Origin of the sequence: Aquidulcibacter sp. (assembly GCF_049239865.1) — a bacterium.
Classification (GTDB): domain Bacteria; phylum Pseudomonadota; class Alphaproteobacteria; order Caulobacterales; family Aquidulcibacteraceae; genus Aquidulcibacter.
Map to the genome: position 1 here is coordinate 1 of NZ_JBMLTR010000219.1, position 20,100 is coordinate 20,100.

Annotated in this window: 16 protein-coding genes; 6 read left to right on the forward strand and 10 right to left on the reverse strand. The window is 55.9% G+C overall.

The features are described from left to right. The first annotated feature begins 213 nt into the window (after window positions 1–213). Both ACOVRA_RS15500 and ACOVRA_RS15505 read left to right on the forward strand, forming a co-directional pair. A complete protein-coding gene (locus tag ACOVRA_RS15500) occupies window positions 214–2,328 on the forward strand; it encodes an acylase (protein ID WP_421721080.1) in 2,115 nt (704 codons plus the stop codon). A 23-nt stretch (window positions 2,329–2,351) separates the two neighbouring features. Beyond that, on the forward strand, window positions 2,352–3,290 hold the full coding sequence (locus ACOVRA_RS15505) for an NAD(P)H-dependent flavin oxidoreductase (protein WP_421721081.1): 939 nt from the start codon (window positions 2,352–2,354) through the stop codon (window positions 3,288–3,290). On the opposite strand, the gene ACOVRA_RS15510 is transcribed toward ACOVRA_RS15505, so the two are convergent. Next, window positions 3,291–4,511: a pilus assembly protein TadG-related protein gene (locus tag ACOVRA_RS15510; protein WP_421721082.1), complete on the reverse strand. Its 1,221-nt coding sequence runs from the start codon at window positions 4,509–4,511 to the stop codon at window positions 3,291–3,293. Window positions 4,512–4,660: 149 nt separating this feature from the next. Continuing rightward, the gene (locus ACOVRA_RS15515) at window positions 4,661–5,800 is read right to left on the reverse strand and encodes a hybrid sensor histidine kinase/response regulator (protein WP_421721083.1); all 1,140 of its coding nucleotides are present in this window, start codon (window positions 5,798–5,800) and stop codon (window positions 4,661–4,663) included. A gap of 261 nt (window positions 5,801–6,061) precedes the next feature. Between ACOVRA_RS15515 and ACOVRA_RS15520 the strand changes: the two genes are divergently transcribed. After that, window positions 6,062–9,727, forward strand: a complete 3,666-nt coding sequence (locus tag ACOVRA_RS15520; RefSeq protein ID WP_421721084.1) for an EAL domain-containing protein — start codon at window positions 6,062–6,064, stop codon at window positions 9,725–9,727. 93 nt (window positions 9,728–9,820) lie between these two features. Further along, a complete protein-coding gene (locus ACOVRA_RS15525; RefSeq protein WP_421721085.1) occupies window positions 9,821–11,047 on the forward strand; it encodes a chromophore lyase CpcT/CpeT in 1,227 nt (408 codons plus the stop codon). Window positions 11,048–11,050: 3 nt separating this feature from the next. On the opposite strand, the gene ACOVRA_RS15530 is transcribed toward ACOVRA_RS15525, so the two are convergent. The 4 genes from ACOVRA_RS15530 to dapF all read right to left on the reverse strand — a co-directional run bounded on the left by ACOVRA_RS15530 (window position 11,051) and on the right by dapF (window position 15,167). Continuing rightward, window positions 11,051–11,293, reverse strand: coding sequence for a hypothetical protein (locus ACOVRA_RS15530; protein WP_421721086.1), 243 nt, complete (start codon window positions 11,291–11,293; stop codon window positions 11,051–11,053). Next, window positions 11,277–12,962, reverse strand: coding sequence for an ATP-dependent nuclease (locus ACOVRA_RS15535; protein ID WP_421721087.1), 1,686 nt, complete (start codon window positions 12,960–12,962; stop codon window positions 11,277–11,279). The genes ACOVRA_RS15530 and ACOVRA_RS15535 overlap by 17 nt, the downstream gene beginning before the upstream one ends. 5 nt (window positions 12,963–12,967) lie before the next feature. Beyond that, window positions 12,968–14,257, reverse strand: a complete 1,290-nt coding sequence (locus ACOVRA_RS15540; protein ID WP_421721088.1) for an adenylosuccinate synthase — start codon at window positions 14,255–14,257, stop codon at window positions 12,968–12,970. Between the two features lie 76 nt (window positions 14,258–14,333). Then, window positions 14,334–15,167 (reverse strand): diaminopimelate epimerase, encoded by an 834-nt coding sequence (gene dapF, locus ACOVRA_RS15545; RefSeq protein WP_421721089.1) that lies wholly within the window; start codon window positions 15,165–15,167, stop codon window positions 14,334–14,336. A gap of 322 nt (window positions 15,168–15,489) precedes the next feature. Here dapF and ACOVRA_RS15550 point away from each other — a divergent pair, with 322 nt between their 5' ends. Beyond that, entirely contained in the window at window positions 15,490–16,242 is a 753-nt protein-coding gene (locus tag ACOVRA_RS15550; protein ID WP_421721090.1) for an SDR family NAD(P)-dependent oxidoreductase, read from the forward strand. A 3-nt stretch (window positions 16,243–16,245) separates the two neighbouring features. After that, the gene (locus tag ACOVRA_RS15555; RefSeq protein ID WP_421721091.1) at window positions 16,246–16,950 is read left to right on the forward strand and encodes a lysoplasmalogenase; all 705 of its coding nucleotides are present in this window, start codon (window positions 16,246–16,248) and stop codon (window positions 16,948–16,950) included. Here ACOVRA_RS15555 and ACOVRA_RS15560 read toward each other — a convergent pair. The 4 genes from ACOVRA_RS15560 to ACOVRA_RS15575 are packed head-to-tail and all read right to left on the reverse strand — an operon-like array spanning window position 16,922 to window position 20,068. Then, the gene (locus tag ACOVRA_RS15560) at window positions 16,922–17,854 is read right to left on the reverse strand and encodes a DMT family transporter (protein WP_421721092.1); all 933 of its coding nucleotides are present in this window, start codon (window positions 17,852–17,854) and stop codon (window positions 16,922–16,924) included. The genes ACOVRA_RS15555 and ACOVRA_RS15560 overlap by 29 nt on opposite strands. Before the next feature lie 12 nt (window positions 17,855–17,866). Next, window positions 17,867–18,721 carry an SDR family NAD(P)-dependent oxidoreductase gene (locus ACOVRA_RS15565; protein ID WP_421721093.1) on the reverse strand — a complete coding sequence of 285 codons (855 nt, stop codon included), beginning with the start codon at window positions 18,719–18,721 and terminating at the stop codon, window positions 17,867–17,869. A gap of 31 nt (window positions 18,722–18,752) precedes the next feature. Next, entirely contained in the window at window positions 18,753–19,076 is a 324-nt protein-coding gene (locus ACOVRA_RS15570) for a putative quinol monooxygenase (RefSeq protein ID WP_421721094.1), read from the reverse strand. Further along, a complete protein-coding gene (locus ACOVRA_RS15575; protein WP_421721095.1) occupies window positions 19,073–20,068 on the reverse strand; it encodes an NADPH:quinone oxidoreductase family protein in 996 nt (331 codons plus the stop codon). The genes ACOVRA_RS15570 and ACOVRA_RS15575 overlap by 4 nt, the downstream gene beginning before the upstream one ends. Window positions 20,069–20,100: the final 32 nt, after the last annotated feature.

Genomic DNA, 20,100 nt, shown 5'->3' on the forward strand with positions numbered 1-20,100 from the left:
ACCGCAATTCAAGGCCGTGCAGTTGGGTGTCGCTCATGGTGTTTTCTCCGCAAATGATGATTTTGACCTTTGCTAACGCACCCCGACGGACTTGTCGCGGAAAATCGCAGGCCAGAGCTGGACCCTTCTCTCACCCCCGTAGACATTGCTCGCAATTGCGTTACCAAGATGGGTCAAGAGTGCAGTTTCATAAGCGCTCAAGGGGGCAACATCATGCAAAGACGTGGCAAGATCGGCCTAGTGGCTGGTCTATTGATCCTTATTTTGGGTGCGGGGGCTTATGCAGCTGGTGTTCGACTGGCCCTATTCCCTGAGGTCATCAATCCAGCGCCCTATCTTGAAAAGGCCAAGACCTATGATGCGCTAATCGAGCGCGATAAGTTTGGCGTGCCCCATATTTCAGGACCGCGCGACGTCGATGTCGCCTTTGGCATGGGCTATGCGCATTCCGAAGATGATTTTGCTACGATCACCGAAGCCGTCCTGACCACGCGCGGCACCATGAGTGAAACCAAGGGCAAGGATGCCGCCATTGGCGATTATCTGGTACAATTGCTGAAAGTCTGGGACAGCGTGAATGCAGGCTATGAGCGCGAAGTTACGCCAGAAGCCCGCGCCATCATGCAAGCCTATGCCGATGGCGTCAATTTATATGCCGCGCAAAACCCAACCAAAGTGCCGAGTGGGCTTTTGCCCCTGTCCGGTAAGGATGTGGCGGCTGGCACCGTGTTTCGGGGGCCGTTTTTCTATGGGCTAGATAAGGTCTTCAAGTCGATCCTAGAGCCTGCGACCGGGCCGGATAAAGCCCCGCCCAAAGGCTCTAACGGGATTGCGATTGCGCCCAAGCGCTCCACCGATGGCGCGACCCGCCTTCTGGTCAATTCGCATCAGCCCTATGATGGCATGGTGGCATGGTATGAGGCTGTGCTGGACAGTGGCGAAGGTTGGCATGTCGCTGGCGGCTTTTTCCCCGGCTCCCCCTTCATGCTGCACGGCCATAACGCGCATCTGGGTTGGGCCAGCACGGTCAATAAGCCCGATCTGGCAGACGTCTACCGCCTGACCACTGACCCGAAAAAGCCTGATCAGTATCTCTTGGACGGCAAATGGGTGAAGTTTGAAAAGAAGGTTGCAACCTTCCGCGTGAAAATCTGGGGTCCGATCCTATGGACCGTGAAGCGCGATCTTCTATGGTCCGTGCATGGCCCTGCCTTGGAGACCGATCACGGTATTTTTGCTGTCAGCTATGCCGGGCAAGGCGAACTCCGCCAGCCCAACCAATATATGGCGATCAATAAAGCCAAGAACCTAGCCGAGTGGCGCGCCGCCATGGCGATGCAGGCGCTGCCCAGCATCAATTTCATCTATGCTGATGAGGCGGGCAATGTCGGCTATCTGTCCAATGGTCAATTCCCGATCCGCAAGGATGGCGTGGATTGGCTGGGCACGTTGCCCGGTGATCGCAGCGACCTTTTGTGGCAGGGCCGCGTGGCATTCGACAAGCTGCCCCAGCTTTGGAACCCGCAATCGGGCTTGGTCTTCAACTCCAATAATAGTCCATTGGTGGCAACTGACGGCCCAGACAATATCCGCTCGGAAAGCCTCGGCGCGCATTTGGGCCTACAGACCAATATGACCAATCGCGCTTACCGCGTGCTGGAAACCTATGCTTTGGACCCTTCCATCTCTGCCGAAGAGTTTGAGGCCTATAAATATGATCTTGGTTATAGCGAGAAGGGTATTTTGGCTGGCCTGATCCGCGAGGCCTTGACCTATGACGCCACGGGCAATCCAGACTTAGCCGAAGCTCAGAAAGTGCTGAAAGCGTGGGATCGTCGCACCGACCGTGCCAACCGTGGGGCGGCTTTGGCTGTCCTGATGGGCCAACCCATTGGGCGCGCCGCAGAAAATGGCGAGGCTTTGCCGCCTCTGCGCCCTGCCTTGGATGCCGCCATCACCCAACTCAAGACCCATTTCGGGCGGCTTGACCCCACCTGGGGCGAGGTCAATCGCTATCGACGCGGCACGCTGGACTTACCCGTGGACGGTGGGCCGGATGTCTATCGTGCTGTCTATGGCGCAACCCAGAAAGATGGGACGCTGACGGCCAATGGTGGTGATACCTTCATCATGTTCGTCAGTTGGGACAAAGCGGGCAAATTATCGTCGAGCAGTGTGCATCAATATGGCTCCGCCACTCTGGACAAAACCTCGCCCCATTATGCCGATCAGGGCAAACTCTTTGTTGAGATGAAGACAAAGCCCGTTCTGTTTAACCGTACCGACCTTGCTGGCCAAATTGAGCGCAGCTATCGGCCCGGCCGCTAAAAAATCAAAGGAAGGAAATCGCTATGAACCGCTTCTTGGCCCATACCGGCGCGAAATACCCCATCGTCCAAGCACCTATGGGCTGGATCGCCCGCTCGCAATTGGCGTCCGCCGTTTGTGAAGCGGGTGGGCTGGGTGTGATTGAAACTTCTTCTGGCGAGACGGAGAATTGCCAAGCGGAAATTCTCAAAATGAAGACGCTGACGTCGGCCCCTTTTGGCGTCAATCTTCCGATCATGTTTTTGAAAAATGATGCGATTTTGCAATTCATCTGCGAGTCTGGCGTCAAGTTTGTGACCACTTCCGCGGGCAGCCCAGCTAAGTTCATTGCGCCTTTAAAGGCTGCTGGGATCGTCGTCTATCACGCCGTACCAACGGTCGATGCGGCCCTGAAATGCGTGGAAGCGGGCATTGATGGTCTGGTGGTCGAAGGCGCGGAGGGCGGGGGCTTTAAGAACCCCGAAGAAGTCTCCACCCTGGTCTTGTTGCAGGCGATCCGTCGGGTGACCGATGTGCCCTTGGTGGCGGCAGGCGGCATTTGTGACGGCAAAGGCATGGCAGCCGCCTTCGCCTTAGGGGCGGAAGCGATCCAAATGGGCACCCGTTTTGTCAGTTGCGCGGAAAGCCCAGTCCATCACAATTATAAACAAGCCATACTCGATGCCAAAGAAACGGGGACCTTTGTCCTCAATAAGAAGGCAAGCCCTTGTATTCGCGCGCTGAAGACCGAGCGCACGGCGGCCATCTATGAGGCAGGTGTCATGCCGCCCGATACGTTTAAAGGTATTCTCGACCTCTATTTTGGTGGCGACATGGAAGCCGCTGTGGGCTTGGCTGGCCAAACCTCGGGTCTCATCGATGAGATTAAGTCCGCCCGCGCCATTATCGAAGAGACAGTCGCGGAGTTTCACGCCATTTCTGGTCGGATGGGTGCCATGGCGACGGCACAGAACTTCGGCTGATTAGCGGGCGAGGCGTGGCGAGCCAGAGGATGGGCCAACCCCTTCAGGTACCGGGACGCCTGAGCCGACATAATTCTTGTTAATCACCAAAACTGGATTTTTGTCCAAAGTAAGCGATTTGGCCACAATGACGCTCCAAGCCGAGTCTTGCGCCACATTGCCGGCCGCCGAAATGTAAAGGTCGCTGCCGGGCATATAGATGGTGCCGAGCAATTCCCGAACACGGTTCGACGAAATCGTGAAGCGTTTGGTATTGGTGCGGCCAGTCGCAATCAAGAAACCTGCCAGCGGCCCTGTTTTTCGGGCGGTCAGGTTCACAGTAGAGTTTTGGCCAAAGGAAAAGGCGCGATTGGTATCAAAGATCAGAACAACGTCATCGCCTTTCAGCGTCGCATTGCCATTAAATTCCATCTCGCCTTTGAAATAATGCTCGCCGGGTTCCAAGATCATGGTGGCATTGCCATTGATCGAAATCTGCTCGCAATGCACGCCCGGTGGCAGGCTGACGGTCTCGCTCCCGCTATATTGGATGCTTTCCGCTGTCGTGGAACAACCCGAGGGAGGGGCAAGGTTGAGGTCCTTAAACGGATCCTCAATCGGCAAAGCACCCACGCTGGCGGCAGGCGAAATCATACCAGTTGCGGATTTCACCGCCTGCACGACACCGGCCTCAATGCGGGCCGAATTGATAACGGAGATTCCGGAATTGGATTGGACTAAGCAGCCAGGGGCCCGAATGATCGAACGATCCATGACATTCGCACCAATCGTGGCAGTTTGGTCGATCTGCAGCACACATAGTGGCGTCTTGCTTAAGGTTTCGGCGGTCGAAGTGACTTCCAGCGGCGTCTTGTTTGTTACGAGACCTGAGAACATCGACTGAAACTGCGCACGCGCGGTAACGGTGACAGTCCCGGCATTGCGATTGATGTCGACGGTGAAACTGGGCGTGGTTGTATCTGTCAGGCCGCTGAGCGCACTATTGGCAAGGGCGATCGCTGTGCTGCGGATCCCGTCATCGCCACGGGTGGAAACGCTTAACTCACCCGCGCCAGCCAAAGCACCCGCATCCGCAGCCGCTTGCAAGTTGGCTCGTCCTTTCGAGATTCCGGCAATCTCGACACCACACAAGACCGCATAACTCAATGGCACCAGCGCCAATGCACTGACCATCGTAATGTTGCCCCGTCGAGAACGCTTTGAGTTTGAACGGTAAAACATGTTTTTACGCCTACTGCCGAAAGGCATTCTATAGACCTACAAGCTAAAGGGGTGATTAAATTGGACGTTATGATCTAATTAACGTTCGTAAGTAATCAATTACCATGATTCATGCGTATTTTCAGTGCACTCAAATGTCCGGCTTTGAATTAGGACAATTCTAGTGGAAACTCCATCTCAATACCAAAGCCGACATCTTCGCCGCTGACAAGATGTATTTCACCACCAACAGCTTTCAAGCTGCCAACCGCTGTGGCTAAGCCCAAACCTAAGCCATCTTCGGTACGCTGCAGGGCGCTATTGCCTTGTTTGAAGGCTTGGATCGCGAGTGCAAAGCTGGTTTGATCCATGCCTTGGCCGGCATCTGAGACGCGGATCGCCACCCGGCCGTTGGCCGTCCGCTGGCCTGTCACATGAATTGGGGCTTGGCCATGGGCAAAGGCGTTTTCAATCAGATTGCGCAAAGCCGTCAGCAACAAATCATAATCACCCGTGATTTCGGTATTGCCAGTCCGATCGGCCAGTTTCAGATCTGTTGACTTACCACCCCCGCGCAATGCCTCGCGCGCTGCGGCCTTTATCAGATCGGCAACCGAAAATACCTTTTTCGTGACTTCAATATCTCCAGATAAGATACGCGCCGATTCCATCAATTGATCATGCATCCGCTTGAACTTTTCAGCGGCCATCAAAATCTGACGGGCATGGCCTTGAATGGCTGCATTGTCGCTATGGCCCTCAATCAGGCGACCAAAGCCCAAGATCACATTGAAGGGTGTGTTAAACTCATGCCGCATCAAACGCAGGATGTTGGTTTTCAAACCATCGGCCTGTTCTGCCAAGCGCCGACCTTGGCGCTGTTTGGCATCGGCGCGGCTATTGCGCAGCACATAGGCCAATTGGTGGCTGACCAAGCGCCAGTTCAGCGGCTTGATCGCAAACGATGTTGCTCCGGTACCATAGGCGCGGTCGATTGCTTCCATATCTTCGCGACCGGTGATCACGACGATGGGCAGATCTTCAAGGCTGGGTTCGGCACGCACTGCGGCGATCAGTTCAAAGCCGTCCATAACGGGCATTTCCAGATCGACCAAAGCAATGTCGATCCCGCCCTTTTTCAAGCGCGCTAACGCGGCCTGGCCATCTTCTGCGACTTCAACTTCCATCGTAGGGCTGGTCAGATAGACGCCGGCAAATTCACGCAGAATGGGATCATCATCAACCACCAAGATCCGCGCATAGTCGGTTGGCACGAATTGAGATGTGGCCGTCAGGCTTAAGTCACTCATCGGGAGCGGCCTTAGCAGAACGACAGGCAATCGCGATTTCAGCGCGCCCATAATGATGGATGGAAACGGCGTTATGCACGTCTATCTAACTCCTGTTACGTGCAGTCTGTAGCTTAAATCTGTTAACCGCCCGTCAAGCCAAGTTGTCGCGTTGCAGCACTACCGCCCAGTTCAGCAGTGGCCAAATTCTGTTGGCTTAACCCGCACTTAATGTGTCCGCGCTACCGAGTGTGTACGATGCAAGTTCCCAGGTTTGATCAGGTGAAATCTCAGACGAAGCCTCCTAAACAGAAAGTCCAAAAGGCTAAAAAGCCGAGCTCCATCCGGTCACGGCTGGCGGCGCTTGTGTTGGGCTCGGTGATCTTCTCGGTTGTGCCGGTCACAATGATTTTTGCCTATCAGGACATGACGCGCCACGCGGAGGCGCGCTGGTCTGAAATGCGGACTGCAGCGCAAGTTCTGGCGAGTAGCGCGGCGGAAGCGGTGCAAGCCCAAGATCGCCAACGTGCCTTCATCGCTATTCGCGCCATCTCACGCAGCCCAGGGATCGTCTATGCGCGGGTGGAGATGGCCAATGGCATGTCCTTGGCTGAAAACGGCTCTGGCACGCGGTTGCGCAATGACGTGCGCTTGGACAGTGAAAGCGCCAACCCGAACCTTGTGGCGCTGATCACCACCAAATCGGTGGAAGTTGTCTCGCCGATCGAATTGGGTGGGCAGGTACTCGGGCGTGTCGTGGTCGTCCATATGGCCAATGACTTCTTGACGCCATTGCTGCGCTCCATCGGCAGCGTGTTGGGCATCGCCTTACTGGCGTTGCTGATGTCGTTAGGGATTTCACGGCGGATTCAACGCGCGCTGACCGAGCCTTTGACGGATCTAACCAAGTCGGTGGCTGCGATTGGCGAGAAGGGTGACTTCTCGCAGCGGGTGGAAGCCACGACCACGGACGAAGTCGGCACCTTGGTGACCGGCTTCAACGCCATGTTGGAAGCCATTGGCGAGCGGGATCGTCGTATCGAAGCCCACATGCGTGGTCTGGAAGCTGAAGTGGCCGCGCGGACCAGTGACTATCTGGTCGCCCGCGACTCGGCCGAGCGCGCCAATGCCGCCAAGTCCGACTTTTTGGCCACCATGAGCCACGAAATCCGCACGCCAATGAATGGCGTGATGGTGATGGCAGAACTTTTGGCGGCGGAATCCTTGCCAGCCAAAGCGAAGCGTCATGCCGACACCATTGTGAAGTCTGGACGCAGCTTGCTGGCCGTCATCAACGATATTCTCGACTTCTCGAAGATTGAAGCGGGCAAGCTGGAAGTTGAGATCTGCGAAATCAATGCGCTGGACTTGGTCGATGATGTCTTGGCTTTGTTCCACACCAAAGCTCGCGAAAAAGGTTTGGAACTGGTAGCCTCGGCCCATCCCCAAGCACCGAAAATGATCCCTGCGGACTCTGTGCGTTTGGGCCAAGTGATCTCCAACCTCGTTTCCAACGCTTTGAAGTTTACCGAAACCGGCCATGTGCTGGTTCGCCTTGAGCCCGATCCCGATAGCCAGTTCTGGCGCATGATCGTGCAAGATACCGGCATCGGGATTGCGGAAGACAAGATTTCAGGCATCTTTTCGGCCTTCTCACAGGAAGACCAAACAACGACGCGCCGCTTTGGTGGGACGGGTCTGGGCCTGTCTATTTCCAAGCGCTTGGTTGAAGCCATGGGTGGCCAAATTGGCGCGACCAGTAAGCAAGGCCATGGCACCAGCTTTCATGTGCGCTTGCCAGCCCTGACCGGTGACGCACGCGTGCTTGCGGCCCCACCCCATTTGGAAGAGGCCGACACGCCGTCTTGCGTCAAGATTTTTGTTGAAGGCCAGGTTGAATCATGGGCGATCAGCCGCCGCTTTGCAGCAGCAGGGGCTGTCATTGGCCAAACCGATGCCCTTCAGCCTGATCTGGTGATTGCGGATAAGGTCAATCGGACGGAACTGCCGCCTGGGTTCAATCCCAAGAAGCTTGTGTTGCTCGCCGACCCCGATGATGCCGCTGCTGATTCCATGGTGCGCGCCGGTCAAGCGGTCGCCGCCCTTCAGCGGCCGATCCGCCACGCCGACATAGATCATTTGATCCTAGCGCTGCGCAATGGGACGACTTTCGCGATCAGCCAAGGCGGCTTGACGAACCAAGCCATCACGGTGGCCTTCCCGGATGCCCGCGTGTTGGTGGTCGATGATGGTGAAGTTAACCGCGAAGTGGCGGTAGAAGCGCTGTCGCGCTTTGAAATTAAGGCGGACGTGGCTGTTGATGGCCAAGATGCGCTGAATGTGTTGGCTAATAAAGACTATGATCTGGTGCTGATGGACGGCTCCATGCCTGTCATGGACGGCTATGAAGCCACGCGTGCTATTCGTAAGCGCGAGGCCGATGAAGGCTTGAAGCGTTTGCCCGTCGTTGCTCTGACTGCTCATGTTGTCGGCACCGCAGCCAACGCTTGGTCGGAATGTGGCATGGACGGCGTGCTGCATAAGCCCTTCACCTTGGTGGCTTTGGGTGAAATCCTGCAAGCCAATCTACCGGCCCATCTGGCAACCAAAGCGCTCGAAATGATTGACGCCCGGTCTGACGATCAAACCGTAGAGCCAACCGCAGAGGCTGCCGGGGGCGCGGGCGAAGGCGGCTTGTTTGACGACGCCGTCATCCTGCCGTTCCTGCGCGATTTAAAGACGCATCGCCGCGATTTCGTCGTTCGTGTGGTCGGCCTCTATCGCAACCACGCCCCCAGCACCCTGATTGAATTGAAAGAAGCCTTGGACGCCGGTGACCGTGAGCGTCTGGCAAAAGCGGCGCACGCGCTCAAATCCATGAGCCTCAATATTGGGGCGAGTGCTGTTGCAAAGCTGGCAGGTGGGATTGAGGCGGCGGTTCGCATCCACAACACGCCTGTCGCCCCGTCCGAGATTGAGCGCGCTATCGCGCTGCTTCATATGACTCTCGATCGTCTTGCGCAGCTGATGGAAACCGACCTGACGGAGCCTGAAGCCGCACCCGTTATCAAAGCGGAAGTGAAACCATCCGTCGTTGAAGTCATGAATACCGCAATCCTGTCGCCGGAAGAAAAAGCCCTGCGCGATGAGTTGGAGGCTGATCTGGAGACCGGTGCTCTCAGCATGGTTTACCAGCCCTTGTATGACCGTACGGGCAATCAGGTTGTGTCCGCTGAAGCGCTGTTGCGGTGGGATCGTGGCGGGCGGGCGCGGGTTGGCCCAGACGTCTTCATTCCAATCGCCGAGAAGTCTGGCTTCATCGCCCATATTGGCCATTTTGTCCGCCAAGCTGTGTTTAGTGACACCGCCGATTGGGGCAATCTGCCCATCGCACTTAACGTGTCGCCGCTTGAACTGATCGATGAAAACTTCGTCGGTGATCTGAAAGAACTCTTCGCTGAGACCGGCTATAATCCCGCCCGTGTGGTGCTGGAAGTGACCGAGACGGCGTTTTTGGGTGACCCAGATCGCGTGCGCCAATTGTTTGCACAACTCAAATCCATGGGCTGCAAACTGGCGCTAGATGACTTCGGTGTTGGCTATTCCAGCTTGACCTCATTGCACCGCTTCCCGTTTGACAAGATCAAGATCGACCGCGAATTCGTGACCAGTCTGGACCTCGACCCCAAGACCTCGCGGGAAGCTTTGGCGATCATCCAAGCCGTTTCCAGTATCGGCCGAGCTTTGGGTCGTGAAGTGGTGGCCGAGGGCGTGGAGACGGCGACCCAGCATGCAGTTCTCAAGGCGGCCGGCGTGCATACCTTGCAGGGCTATCTGTTTGGCAAGCCCATGGTCGCGAGCGAATTTGTCCGTCTGTTAACGCCAGCGCCGGCGAGCGCAACGCCATCGCTCATCCGCTCTGCGATCCCGACCGCCTTGGCATCATGAGCGAACCTGCGGGTATCGCAGGGCGAGGGCTGGCAGCGCCTGACAAAATCATGACATAGTCTTTCGCCTTATAGGGGAAAACAGGGTTTGGACATGCCGATTTCGACACGCCACAGCCAATTGAAAGCCGCCCTGCTTGTGGCTGGCCTCTTCTGGCTATCACCCAATCTGGGCTGGGCGCAGTTAGCCCCCAAAGCACCTCTATTGTCTTCACCGGCTTCGGCCACCCAGGCGTTGCCGCCAGAAATGACTCCAGAAGGCATTTTGACCGACTTGGTCAATCAGTCGATTGCCGAACAAGCGGGCTTGCCAGACCTTGCAACAACCACGCCCATAAAAGTATCTGCGCCGCCACCTGTCCCGGTTCCGGTCAAGCCTTTGGCACCTGCAATGGTGGAAGTCCTCAACAAGGACCTGTTGGACTTGGCTGACCTCCTGGCTGGCCGCTGGGATAATGAGCTCCAGACCTTTTTTGAGCCCGAACTCAATGTGCCCCTTCCTTTGCGCCATGAGCGGCTGCATGCGGTCGTCAGGCCAATTGAAGCGCCAGAATTCGGGCCTATCAGCTTTTATGTTGAATATCGGAAGGGCGGCGAAGCGGGCCCTGTTTTGCGCCAGCGCATCTGGACATTGAGTGTGGATCAAGAACTGGGAGCAGTCCGTCTAACAGGCTTTGCGCCCAAGGATGGCAAGTCCTTAGAAGGGGCGTGGCGTCAAACGGATGCGTCATCGGGCCTGAAGCCCGATCAAGTCAAGAAGGACGCCTTCACCCCCATTGCCGGTTGTGACATCATTTGGCGCCGGCGCGGGGAAGGCTTTAGTGGGGCTACCCGTCCTGCGTCCTGTAAACTTGTGACCAATGCCGACAAGCGGGTCCTTAATGTCAGCGAGCAGCATGACCTCTCTGCCAATGTCTGGGAAGTGCGCGATGTTGGCGTCGACGAACGCGGCGTGCGGGTCTTTGGTGGCAGTGATACACCGCCAACCCGCTTGAAGCGCGCCGAGACATTTACCTGCTGGGCCTCGGTGGCCAAAGGGGCCGAGCGCGCGATCGTGAGCGACCTCGTGGTGCATGACCAAGGCGGCATGGCGAGCGCGGACTTTGTCGGCGGCAGTCCCGCCAAGATACGCCTCCGCCTACGCAACGTGGAATGGCCGGTGGGCCAGAACAGGCCGTCCTTGACGCTCTATCTGTTGGTGGATGGCGATGACCGGGCCGAAGGCTATGCGTGGGGGGAACCAAAGGCGACCCGATTGGCGCTGGATGTGGGCGGCACCCAGGTCAGTTGTACACGGGACCCACGGGCACTGTGGCGCTAAGGCCTAGCGGCCGAAGAATTTGATCACAATGGCAATCAAAAGCGCGGTTAAGCCAATCTTCAAAATGCCATAGGCCCGCATGATCCGGCCAAGCTTGGCCATATTCTCCTGATGCAGAGCCTGCTCCTCGGGCGTTAGCTCGCGCGGGGCATCATCGACGTCCTCGTCGTCCCAGTCCGGGTTGGGGGTATTGTCGGAAGAGGGGGGCTGATCCTGATTATCCTGCATCTTAACGACTTTTTGCATGACGAATTGCATCGATTATTTCATTCAACGCCTTTAAGTCTCCCTGATATGTGAGTTCGACTCTTGAATTGACTGCTTCTTTAGCAAGTTCAATCTTCTTGATTGGCTTTCCGCGTTCTACGCCCCAACCTATAGCCAGAATGTCGCTTGCTCCCCATGTGTGATCTCGCTCTGCGAGTGCTGACGCATTCTTTGGCAGTCCGTAAACTTTAGTGAATATCTCAATTGGATAAATGCCCTCTATTTCGCGACAGTATGTGGTCCAAATTGGAAATTCGAGACCATCATTCTGTGCCTGCCTTATAGCTTCTTTAGCTCGTTTCGGGGGCTTACCTTCTACTTCACCATCGCTGTCCATCACGAAAGCAAAATTCCGGTTCAAACGAGCGACTTCGATCCGATGATCCCCAATATCAGTTGACATACTTTCATCTGAATTGGCCAACTCAGGCATGTCTCCAGAGAAATGAAGAAGCAAGTTTCCACCGTAAAGAACCACAATGTAATCTGTTCCAAAAACAAGGTCTTGGGCATATTTTGAAATCAGGTAGGGGATGAGGATTTGTTCTGTTGGACCTTCGACCCAAATCACAAAGTTGGCCTGCAACAAATCGCTTGCCCTCGCACCAAGATCGGTCAGAGCATTACAAGCGTCTTTGAAGTGCTGAATTGGACGGCAAACAGTGGCAGCGCCTTCTCGATAAACATGGTGTGTCGTTGCGTCGTGCACTGACGCCAAATGCTCCATAACGACGGGTGAATGCGTGACGAAAATCAGTCGCGTCTCAGCATGAGCGCTTTCTTTAACAAGAATATCGATTAATCGCCGAATAGCACGCGGGTGAAGATTGTTCTCAATTTCTTCGATCACGATGCACGAGGGGATATTTTCCCAGATTTCGTGGTAAGCGTTCAAAACCAGTAATGCATGGAGAACTGTCTTTATCCCGCTGCCTATTTCGTCAATTCTGCGGTACTTGGCATCACCTAATCCTAACTTAAGCACCGGACTTCCTTCAGCCGTATCTGGCCAAATCTCAGTGAAAGCAAAGTCTGGTGCCAAAACCTGATTTAATTGCCCAACGATTGTTTGGTTTATCTGTCTTCCAGTTGCCGCTGCCCGATGCAGAAAATCGTAAGCTTGTTGGATATTGCTACCATTCTCTTGATAGGGGGGCTTCGGGCTTCCTGACCAAGGAGGCGCGATTTGAAAATCACGCTCCGCGGCAATGTATACCGCCTGATCGAACGAATTTATCTTGAAATATTGGTTTTTTATAATCTTTTCGGTTGTGCCGTACAAATAGCCGAGGCGCTCCAGTGAAGTGCTTGATCCGTTTTTGATTCTTCCAGAAATCTCCGCGTTTATCTCTTGCGGTAGCGAACTGTTTTGGAACTGCAGCGCATTGAGGAGTTGATCAGGGAAATAGCCAAGCATTGGGGCAAGCCATTGGGCAAATTCAGTATCAAAGCGCACCGAAGCTACGATTGAATGATCGACAGACGAGAGCTTAAAGCCACTCTTGCCTAAAATTTCTAGGTTTCGGACTAGTTTGCTTTTCCCGATATTATTGATGCCAACAAAGGTGTTAATCCGGCTCGACAAATCCAACTCTACAGTACCGGGCTCAAAATGACCAAGTGGGCAGTTGAAAATGATCTTGCTCATGGATTTTACCCCTCAAATGGATCACGCACCAAGATTGTGTCGTCCCGCTCAGGGCTGGTGGACAAAAGCGCGACGGGGCGCGTCACCAATTCTTCGATGCGACGCACATATTTGATCGCATTTGCGGGCAAGTCCTTCCACGAGCGGGCACCGCGCGTGGTTTCTTGCCAACCGTCGAAATATTCAAAGATCGGCTCAACACTGGCTTGATCTTTCAGACCTGCCGGGAACCAATCCAAGGCGCGGTCGCCGATCCGATAGCCGACGCAGACTTTGAGTTGCTCAAACCCATCGAGCACATCGAGCTTGGTGAGGGCGAGGCCACTGATGCCACCGACAATCGCTGCTTGGCGCACCAGCACCGCGTCAAACCAGCCGCACCGGCGCGGGCGGCCTGTTACGGTGCCGAACTCATGCCCGCGCTCGCCGATGCGCTTACCCACATCGTCGAACAATTCCGTCGGGAAGGGGCCTTCGCCGACGCGTGTAGTATAGGCTTTGCAGATGCCCAGCACATAGCCCAAGGAATTGGGGCCCATGCCGGTGCCCGCTGAGGCTTGGCCTGAAACCGTGTTTGACGAGGTCACATAGGGATAAGTGCCATGGTCGATGTCGAGCAATGTACCTTGCGCGCCCTCAAACAGAATGCGGCGGCCACGGCGACGGGCTTCTTCCAGCACTTTCCAGACAGGTTGGGCATAGGGCAGGATTTTGGGCGCGAGGCCGACAAGCTCGGCCTTGATCGCCGCGCCATCCAATTCCGGCAGGTCGAGGCCTTTGCGCAGCGCCGTGTGATGGGCCAGCAGGCGGTCGATCTTGGCATCCAGCGCATCAGGATCGGCCAAGTCGGCGACACGAATAGCGCGACGACCGACCTTATCTTCATAGGCAGGGCCAATGCCGCGGCCCGTGGTGCCAATCTTACCCGCGCCAGCTTGGGCTTCGCGCGCGCCATCTAGGTCGCGATGCAAGGCGAGGATCAGTGTCGCATTATCGGCGAGCACGAGGATGGACGGGTCGATCACCACCCCTTGGTCGCTCACGCGCTTGATTTCATCGAGAAGGGCGTGCGGGTCTACCACGACACCATTGCCGATCACCGACAATTTGCCTTGAACAACGCCGGAGGGCAGTAGCGAGAGCTTATAGACCTTGTCGCCCACGACCAACGTATGGCCGGCATTATGACCGCCTTGGAAGCGCGTCACCACATCGGCTCGGTCGCTCAACCAATCAACAATCTTACCTTTGCCTTCGTCGCCCCATTGGGCCCCGACAACCACCACATTCGCCATGAGTCTAAACTCCCTGCTTGCGCGGGGTGCTTGGGGTCTGATGGCCAACACGTCAAGCTATCAGGCTGCGATCTGCTTAATTTCCGCTTAGAGTGCCTTCAGATTCAAGGGCGACGGCCCCGGTCATAATGACGTGATTATCGCTTTCCCGCCATTCGATCTGAAGCATGCCGCCATCAACTTGGACGTTAGCGACTCGGTCGCATAGGCGGCGCCGAACAGCAGCGACTAGGGCCGCACAGGCGCCCGTACCACAGGCCTTCGTCAGACCCGCACCCCGTTCCCAAACCCGCAGTCGAATATGGTCTCTTGCCACGATCTCCGCAAAGCCGACATTGGTGCGCTCTGGGAAAAGGGGATGATATTCAATCATCGGTCCAACAGCTTCAACTGGGGCCAGCTCTGCATCTTGGACAAAAAAGACGCAATGCGGATTGCCCATGCTGACAACACCAGGTCCATGCAGGATCGGATCGTCGATAGGGCCGACCTGCAGTTCGATGCGGATCGTGTCCATGCGTTCCGACATGGGAATACGCTCCCACTCAAAAATGGGTTCGCCCATATCCACGCTGATCCTATTGGGGCCGACGCGGATGGCCCCTAACAATCCGGCTTCGGTCTCAATGACCAGATTATCTAGGCCCATCTCGCGCATCATATACCAAGCAACACAGCGGGAGCCGTTGCCACAGGCGGCGACCTTTGAGCCATCAGCGTTCCAAATCTCGCTATAGACGTCTGCCAACGGATTTTTGGGCGGACGGAGAACCATCAATTGGTCAAAGCCAATGCCTTTTCCAGCAGTCGCTAAAGCTTCAACCGCGCTGGCATTTAGAGTCATTGGACGGTCGCGCGCATCTAAGACGGCGATCTCATTGCCAAGACCATTCATTTTTGCGAATTTCATGGCGTTTATTTAGGCCCATTTGAACTGAAGTAAAACACCAAGTGGAAACCATCTTCATGCTTTGGTGATGTTAAATGACAAATAATTAATGCAATGCCCCCGTTCCGCCGCATTTGCACCCAGATCGCGCCACAAGCGGGGTCGATAAGGGCATTGTCGGTTGGACAGCAGAACATCTTGCAGGTTCTGGTTTCCCAACAGCCCCCCCAGCCCCCCTCCAGGGTCTGCGGACTGCAGTTCAACCGACGCACAAGTTTTTTTCCATCGACACTGCGCCCTAATCCATTATCCCTTCTTTGCACACGCAGAGAAGGGATTTTTTTTGACCCAAAGATTGGCTGGCCGTCGCGCCATTATCACCGGGGCCGCTTCCGGCATTGGGCTCGCTACCGCAAAACTTTTCGCGCAAGAAGGGGCGGCGGTTTTAGCGGTTGATCTGCCGGGAGAGAAGCTGGCGCAAGCCTTCGACGGATCTGGCATTGTGACCCATGGCCAATCGGTCACCGATCCGGATGCGCCAGACCAAATCCTAGCGGCGGCGCGCAATCATTTGGGCGGGGTCGACATCTTGTTCAACAATGCCGGCATTGCGACCAATAGTTTGGTGGAGCGGACGAGCGATGCTGATTGGGACCAGACCTTGGATGTGAACTTGCGCGCCATGTTCCGCCTGACACGCGCAGCTATCCCGGATCTCAAGGCCAGTGCTGCTGGCCGAATCGTCAACACCGCTTCTGTCATGGCCGAAGGTAGCGGCATGGGGCTCGCCGCTTATTCGGCTTCCAAGTCTGGTGTGCAGGGCTTTACACGTGCTGTGGCGATTGAACTTGGCAAGTTTGGTGTCACCGCAAATTGGCTACTGCCCGGAGCTATTCGCACTGGTATGACGCAAGGTCTTTGGGACCAGCGCCCCGAAATTGCTGATACGTGGGCCAATAAGGCCGTGCTGCGGCGTTTAGGCGAGCCAGACGATATTGCCAAAGTCGCGCTCTTTTTAGCGAGCGCTGACGCTGGATTCATCACGGGCCAAGGCCTTTGCGTCGACGGTGGCCTATCCCTGCGCGTAGGGGGTTAGGCCATGCTGATTAATTTTGCCGAGCCGATGGTGTGGCTGTGGATGCTGTCAGCAAGTGCGGCCGCGCTCTATGGCCTCATCTTCAACAAGCAGGCACCTAATCCAGTGCGAAGCTTTATGAAGACGGCGGCCGTGGCGGGCCTCGCGCTGGTGGTGTGGCAAGCGCAAGGGCCAAGCTTCTTGCTATTTGCCTTAGCGGCCAGTGCGGTGGGGGACTTGCTGCTCGCAGGGCCGGGCGAGAAGCGCTTTATGGCGGGGGTGGTCGCTTTTGCCATTGCGCATGGCTTTTACATCCCGCTGTTTCTGGAATTTGGCGCCTTTAAGCACGGCTTAGCGGCTTGGCAGGTCGTGGCCGCCCTAGCTTTGCTGGTCACAAGTGCTGGTTTGCTGTTCGGCGTCCTGTGGCGGCATTTAGGGCCGATGAAGGGGCCGTTGAGCGTCTATTTCGTGATCATCTTGGGCATGTGCTTCTCGGCCCTCGCTCTACCGACAAGCCCGTATCTGACCTATGCCGTGATTGGTGTCGTCGCGTTTGCAACGTCTGACATGATTTTAGGGTTTGAGATGTTCGCACTCAAGCCAGACTCGCCATGGCACCGGGTCACGAGCCCTGCGGTCTGGACCCTTTATTATGGCGGCCAAGCGTTGATCACGCTCGGCATCTTAAACGAGTGGGGCGCTAGGCTGGTGGCGGGCCAGGTGGCTTAGCCGTTTTGGTTTGGGCATCGCGCACGGTGATGTAAATGGTGGAGATGATCACGATCGCGGCCCCCACCATTGCTAAAGTGTCGGGGACCTCGTGGAAGAAAATCACGCCAGCGCCCGCCACCAAGGGCAGGCGAATATAATCAATCAAGCCCATTAATGAGGCCTCACCCGTCGATAAAGCCCGCACATAGCAAGATTGGGCGGCAACGCCTGCAAAACCCATCGCGATTAAAAGGCCCATGGTCTGCAAGTCTGGCAAGACGGGGTCGAGAATCAGGAACGGCAAACCCGCCAAAGTGGTGAATACATTGCCATAGACCACCAAGGTCAAAGACGAGTGATCCTTGGTCAAATCCTTGACCGTGACGAGGGCAAAGGCGAAGGCAAGCGCGGATACAAGTGCTGCTAAAGTTGCCGGATCAATGGCTGTCGCATGGGCAGAAAAATCGGGCTTGGTCATCATCAAGATACCAAGGAAGCCGATACCGACCGCCGTCCAGCGTCGCCATGCGACTTTTTCTTTCAAGATCACGACCGCGAGGATGGTCATGAACAGCGTGCGCGAAAAGCTCAAAGCCTGACTTTGCGCCAGCGGCAGATGCACCAAAGCATAAAAGCCCGCAAAAAAGCCAATTGTACCATAGCTGGAGCGCAGCAAGAGCTTGCCAGGTCTGCTGGTCTTCCACACCTTCGGCCCAGCCATCAAAGCAAAGGGCAAGACTGCCACTACACCCGCGAGTGAGCGCCAGAAGATCAGCATGGCGACGCTGGTGGTCGAGCCTAAGCCCTTGGCCAACACCGCCATCACCAAAAAGCCTGCAGCCGACCCCAACATCCAGAGCGCACCAATGCCATTGGGCGAGAGTGGTGGTTTCTTTGGGGCGGGGCTTCCGGTCTGATCCATGAAATGCCTGAACTAGCCCTGTGGTGTCGGCACAGCGTCGCCAAAGATTGAGGCCATGGGGGACGGGGCGGCAGGGTCCCATGCATGGCGTGGACCGACCGTGATGCCGCCATCGACGACCAGATGCGTGCCCGTCATAAAGCTGCCCGCATCACTCATCAGAAGCAGAACGGCTTCAGCAATGTCGTTTGGCTGACCTGCTCGGCCAATCGGTTGGGCCGCGCCGCCTTGATGGGCGATAAGGGCAGCGAGTTGATCGGCTTGTTCGCGCGGCATACCCAATGCGGTGCCGAATATGGACGTCGCAATCAGGCCGGGGCAAATCGCATTGACCCGAATGTTTTTCGCACACAATTGGGCGGCTGCCACTTTGCTGAAATGAATCACCGCTGCTTTGGCCGTTGAGTAAGCAATCGGCCCCCAGCCAGCTTCAAGGCCAGCAATGGAGGCTGTGTTGACGATCGAGCCGCCACCGCGCTTGGCCAGATGCGGCACGGCGTGCTTGGTGCCGTAAAAGACCGAGGTCACCAATATGTCGAAGATTGCTTTCCAGTCTTTGGATTCAACTTCTTCCAAGGGGCTCATAATCCCGGCTGAGCCTGCATTATTGAACAGGCCGTCCACGCCACCAAAATGGCTTGCCGCATCGTCGAGAATGGCTTTGACTTGGGCTTCATCGGTGACATCGCAGTGGCGATAGATCAGCCGATCCTTGAAGCGGGCTTCCAGATTGGCGCCTTTTTCATCTTGAATATCGGCAGCCAGAACAAAGGCACCTTCCTCAATCAAGCGCTCGACCGTGCCAAGGCCAATGCCACTGGCAGCCCCCGTCACGACAATGACCTTGTCTTTTACGCGTCCAACCATGGCTGTACTCCCTGAGTTTTTAAGGCACCGTCTAGAGCGGTGCTTTATTATCAATTTCGTATGAGGTCAGATTGGGATCGCCCAGCCCAAGATCATTCCATTTGCCGCGCCAAATTTTCGTATGATTGGCTTCTCGATGGCGTTTGAGCGACGCCATATCCGTCCAAATCTCGAAGACGCGGATCGTCATCGGGTCGAAGGCATCCACCGCATAGGTATAAAGCTCACACCCATCTTCTGCGCGAGACGCCGTCGACATAGCTGCCATCGCTGCCAAAACGGGTAAGGTAACCCCCCGTCTTGCCCGCAAAGTCCCGGCTACAATCACAGCGCCGGGAGGCTTTTGTTCGGTCATAACGTCACAACAACCTTTCCAGTGGCTTTGCGGTCCATAAGATGACGGATCGCTTCAGCGCCCTTGTCCAATGGGAAATGTGCAGAGACGTGCGGTTTGATTTTTCCCGCTGCATACAACGCCATCAGTTCAGCGATGTTCTCCTGATTCGCTTTCGGGTTGCGCGCAGTAAATGCGCCCCAGAAAACGCCGACAATCTGGCAGGACTTCAAAAGCGTCAGATTCAGCGGAATGGCTGGAATGCCTGCGGGGAAGCCGATGACCAAGAAACGGCCTTCCCAGCCAATGGCGCGCAAGCTGGCCTCGGCATAAGCACCGCCCACGCCATCATAAATCACGTCTGCGCCATTGGGGCCGCAGGCTTTTTTGAACAAGTCTGCCAAGGCCTTTTTGCCTTCGGCATCAAATTCGCCCGTTGGATAGACAAGGCCTTCATCTGCGCCATGGGCAAGACAGACGTCGACTTTTTCTTGCGTCGAGCAGGCAGCAATGACCCTTGCGCCCATGGCTTTGCCGAGTTCAACCGCAGCAAGGCCAACCCCGCCGGCCGCACCCAGAACCAACAAAGTCTCACCGGCTTTCAGATGGCCACGATCTTTCAGGCCATAATGGCTGGTGCCATAGGTCATGATGAAGGCCGCAGCCTCATCAAACGGCATGGTATCGGGGATGGGAATGCAGCGCGCGGCAGGCAAAGCGATCTTTTCTGCCAAGCCGCCCCAACCGGTCGAGCCAATCACGCGGTCACCGACTTTGAGGTGGGTGACGCCTTCGCCGACAGCGGAAACAACGCCCGAGACTTCACCGCCTGGTGCAAACGGGCGCTCTGGCTTGAACTGATACTTGTCTTGAATGATCAGAACGTCAGGATAATTGATGCCGACGGCTTTCACATCGAGAATAACATCGCCTTTGCCAGCAACTGGATCGGGCAATTCCGACAAGCTGAGGGTCTCGGGCATACCGGGTGAGTTGGACAAAAGCGCCTTCATGATGTGTCTCCTGAGCAATCTGTTTTGAAAGG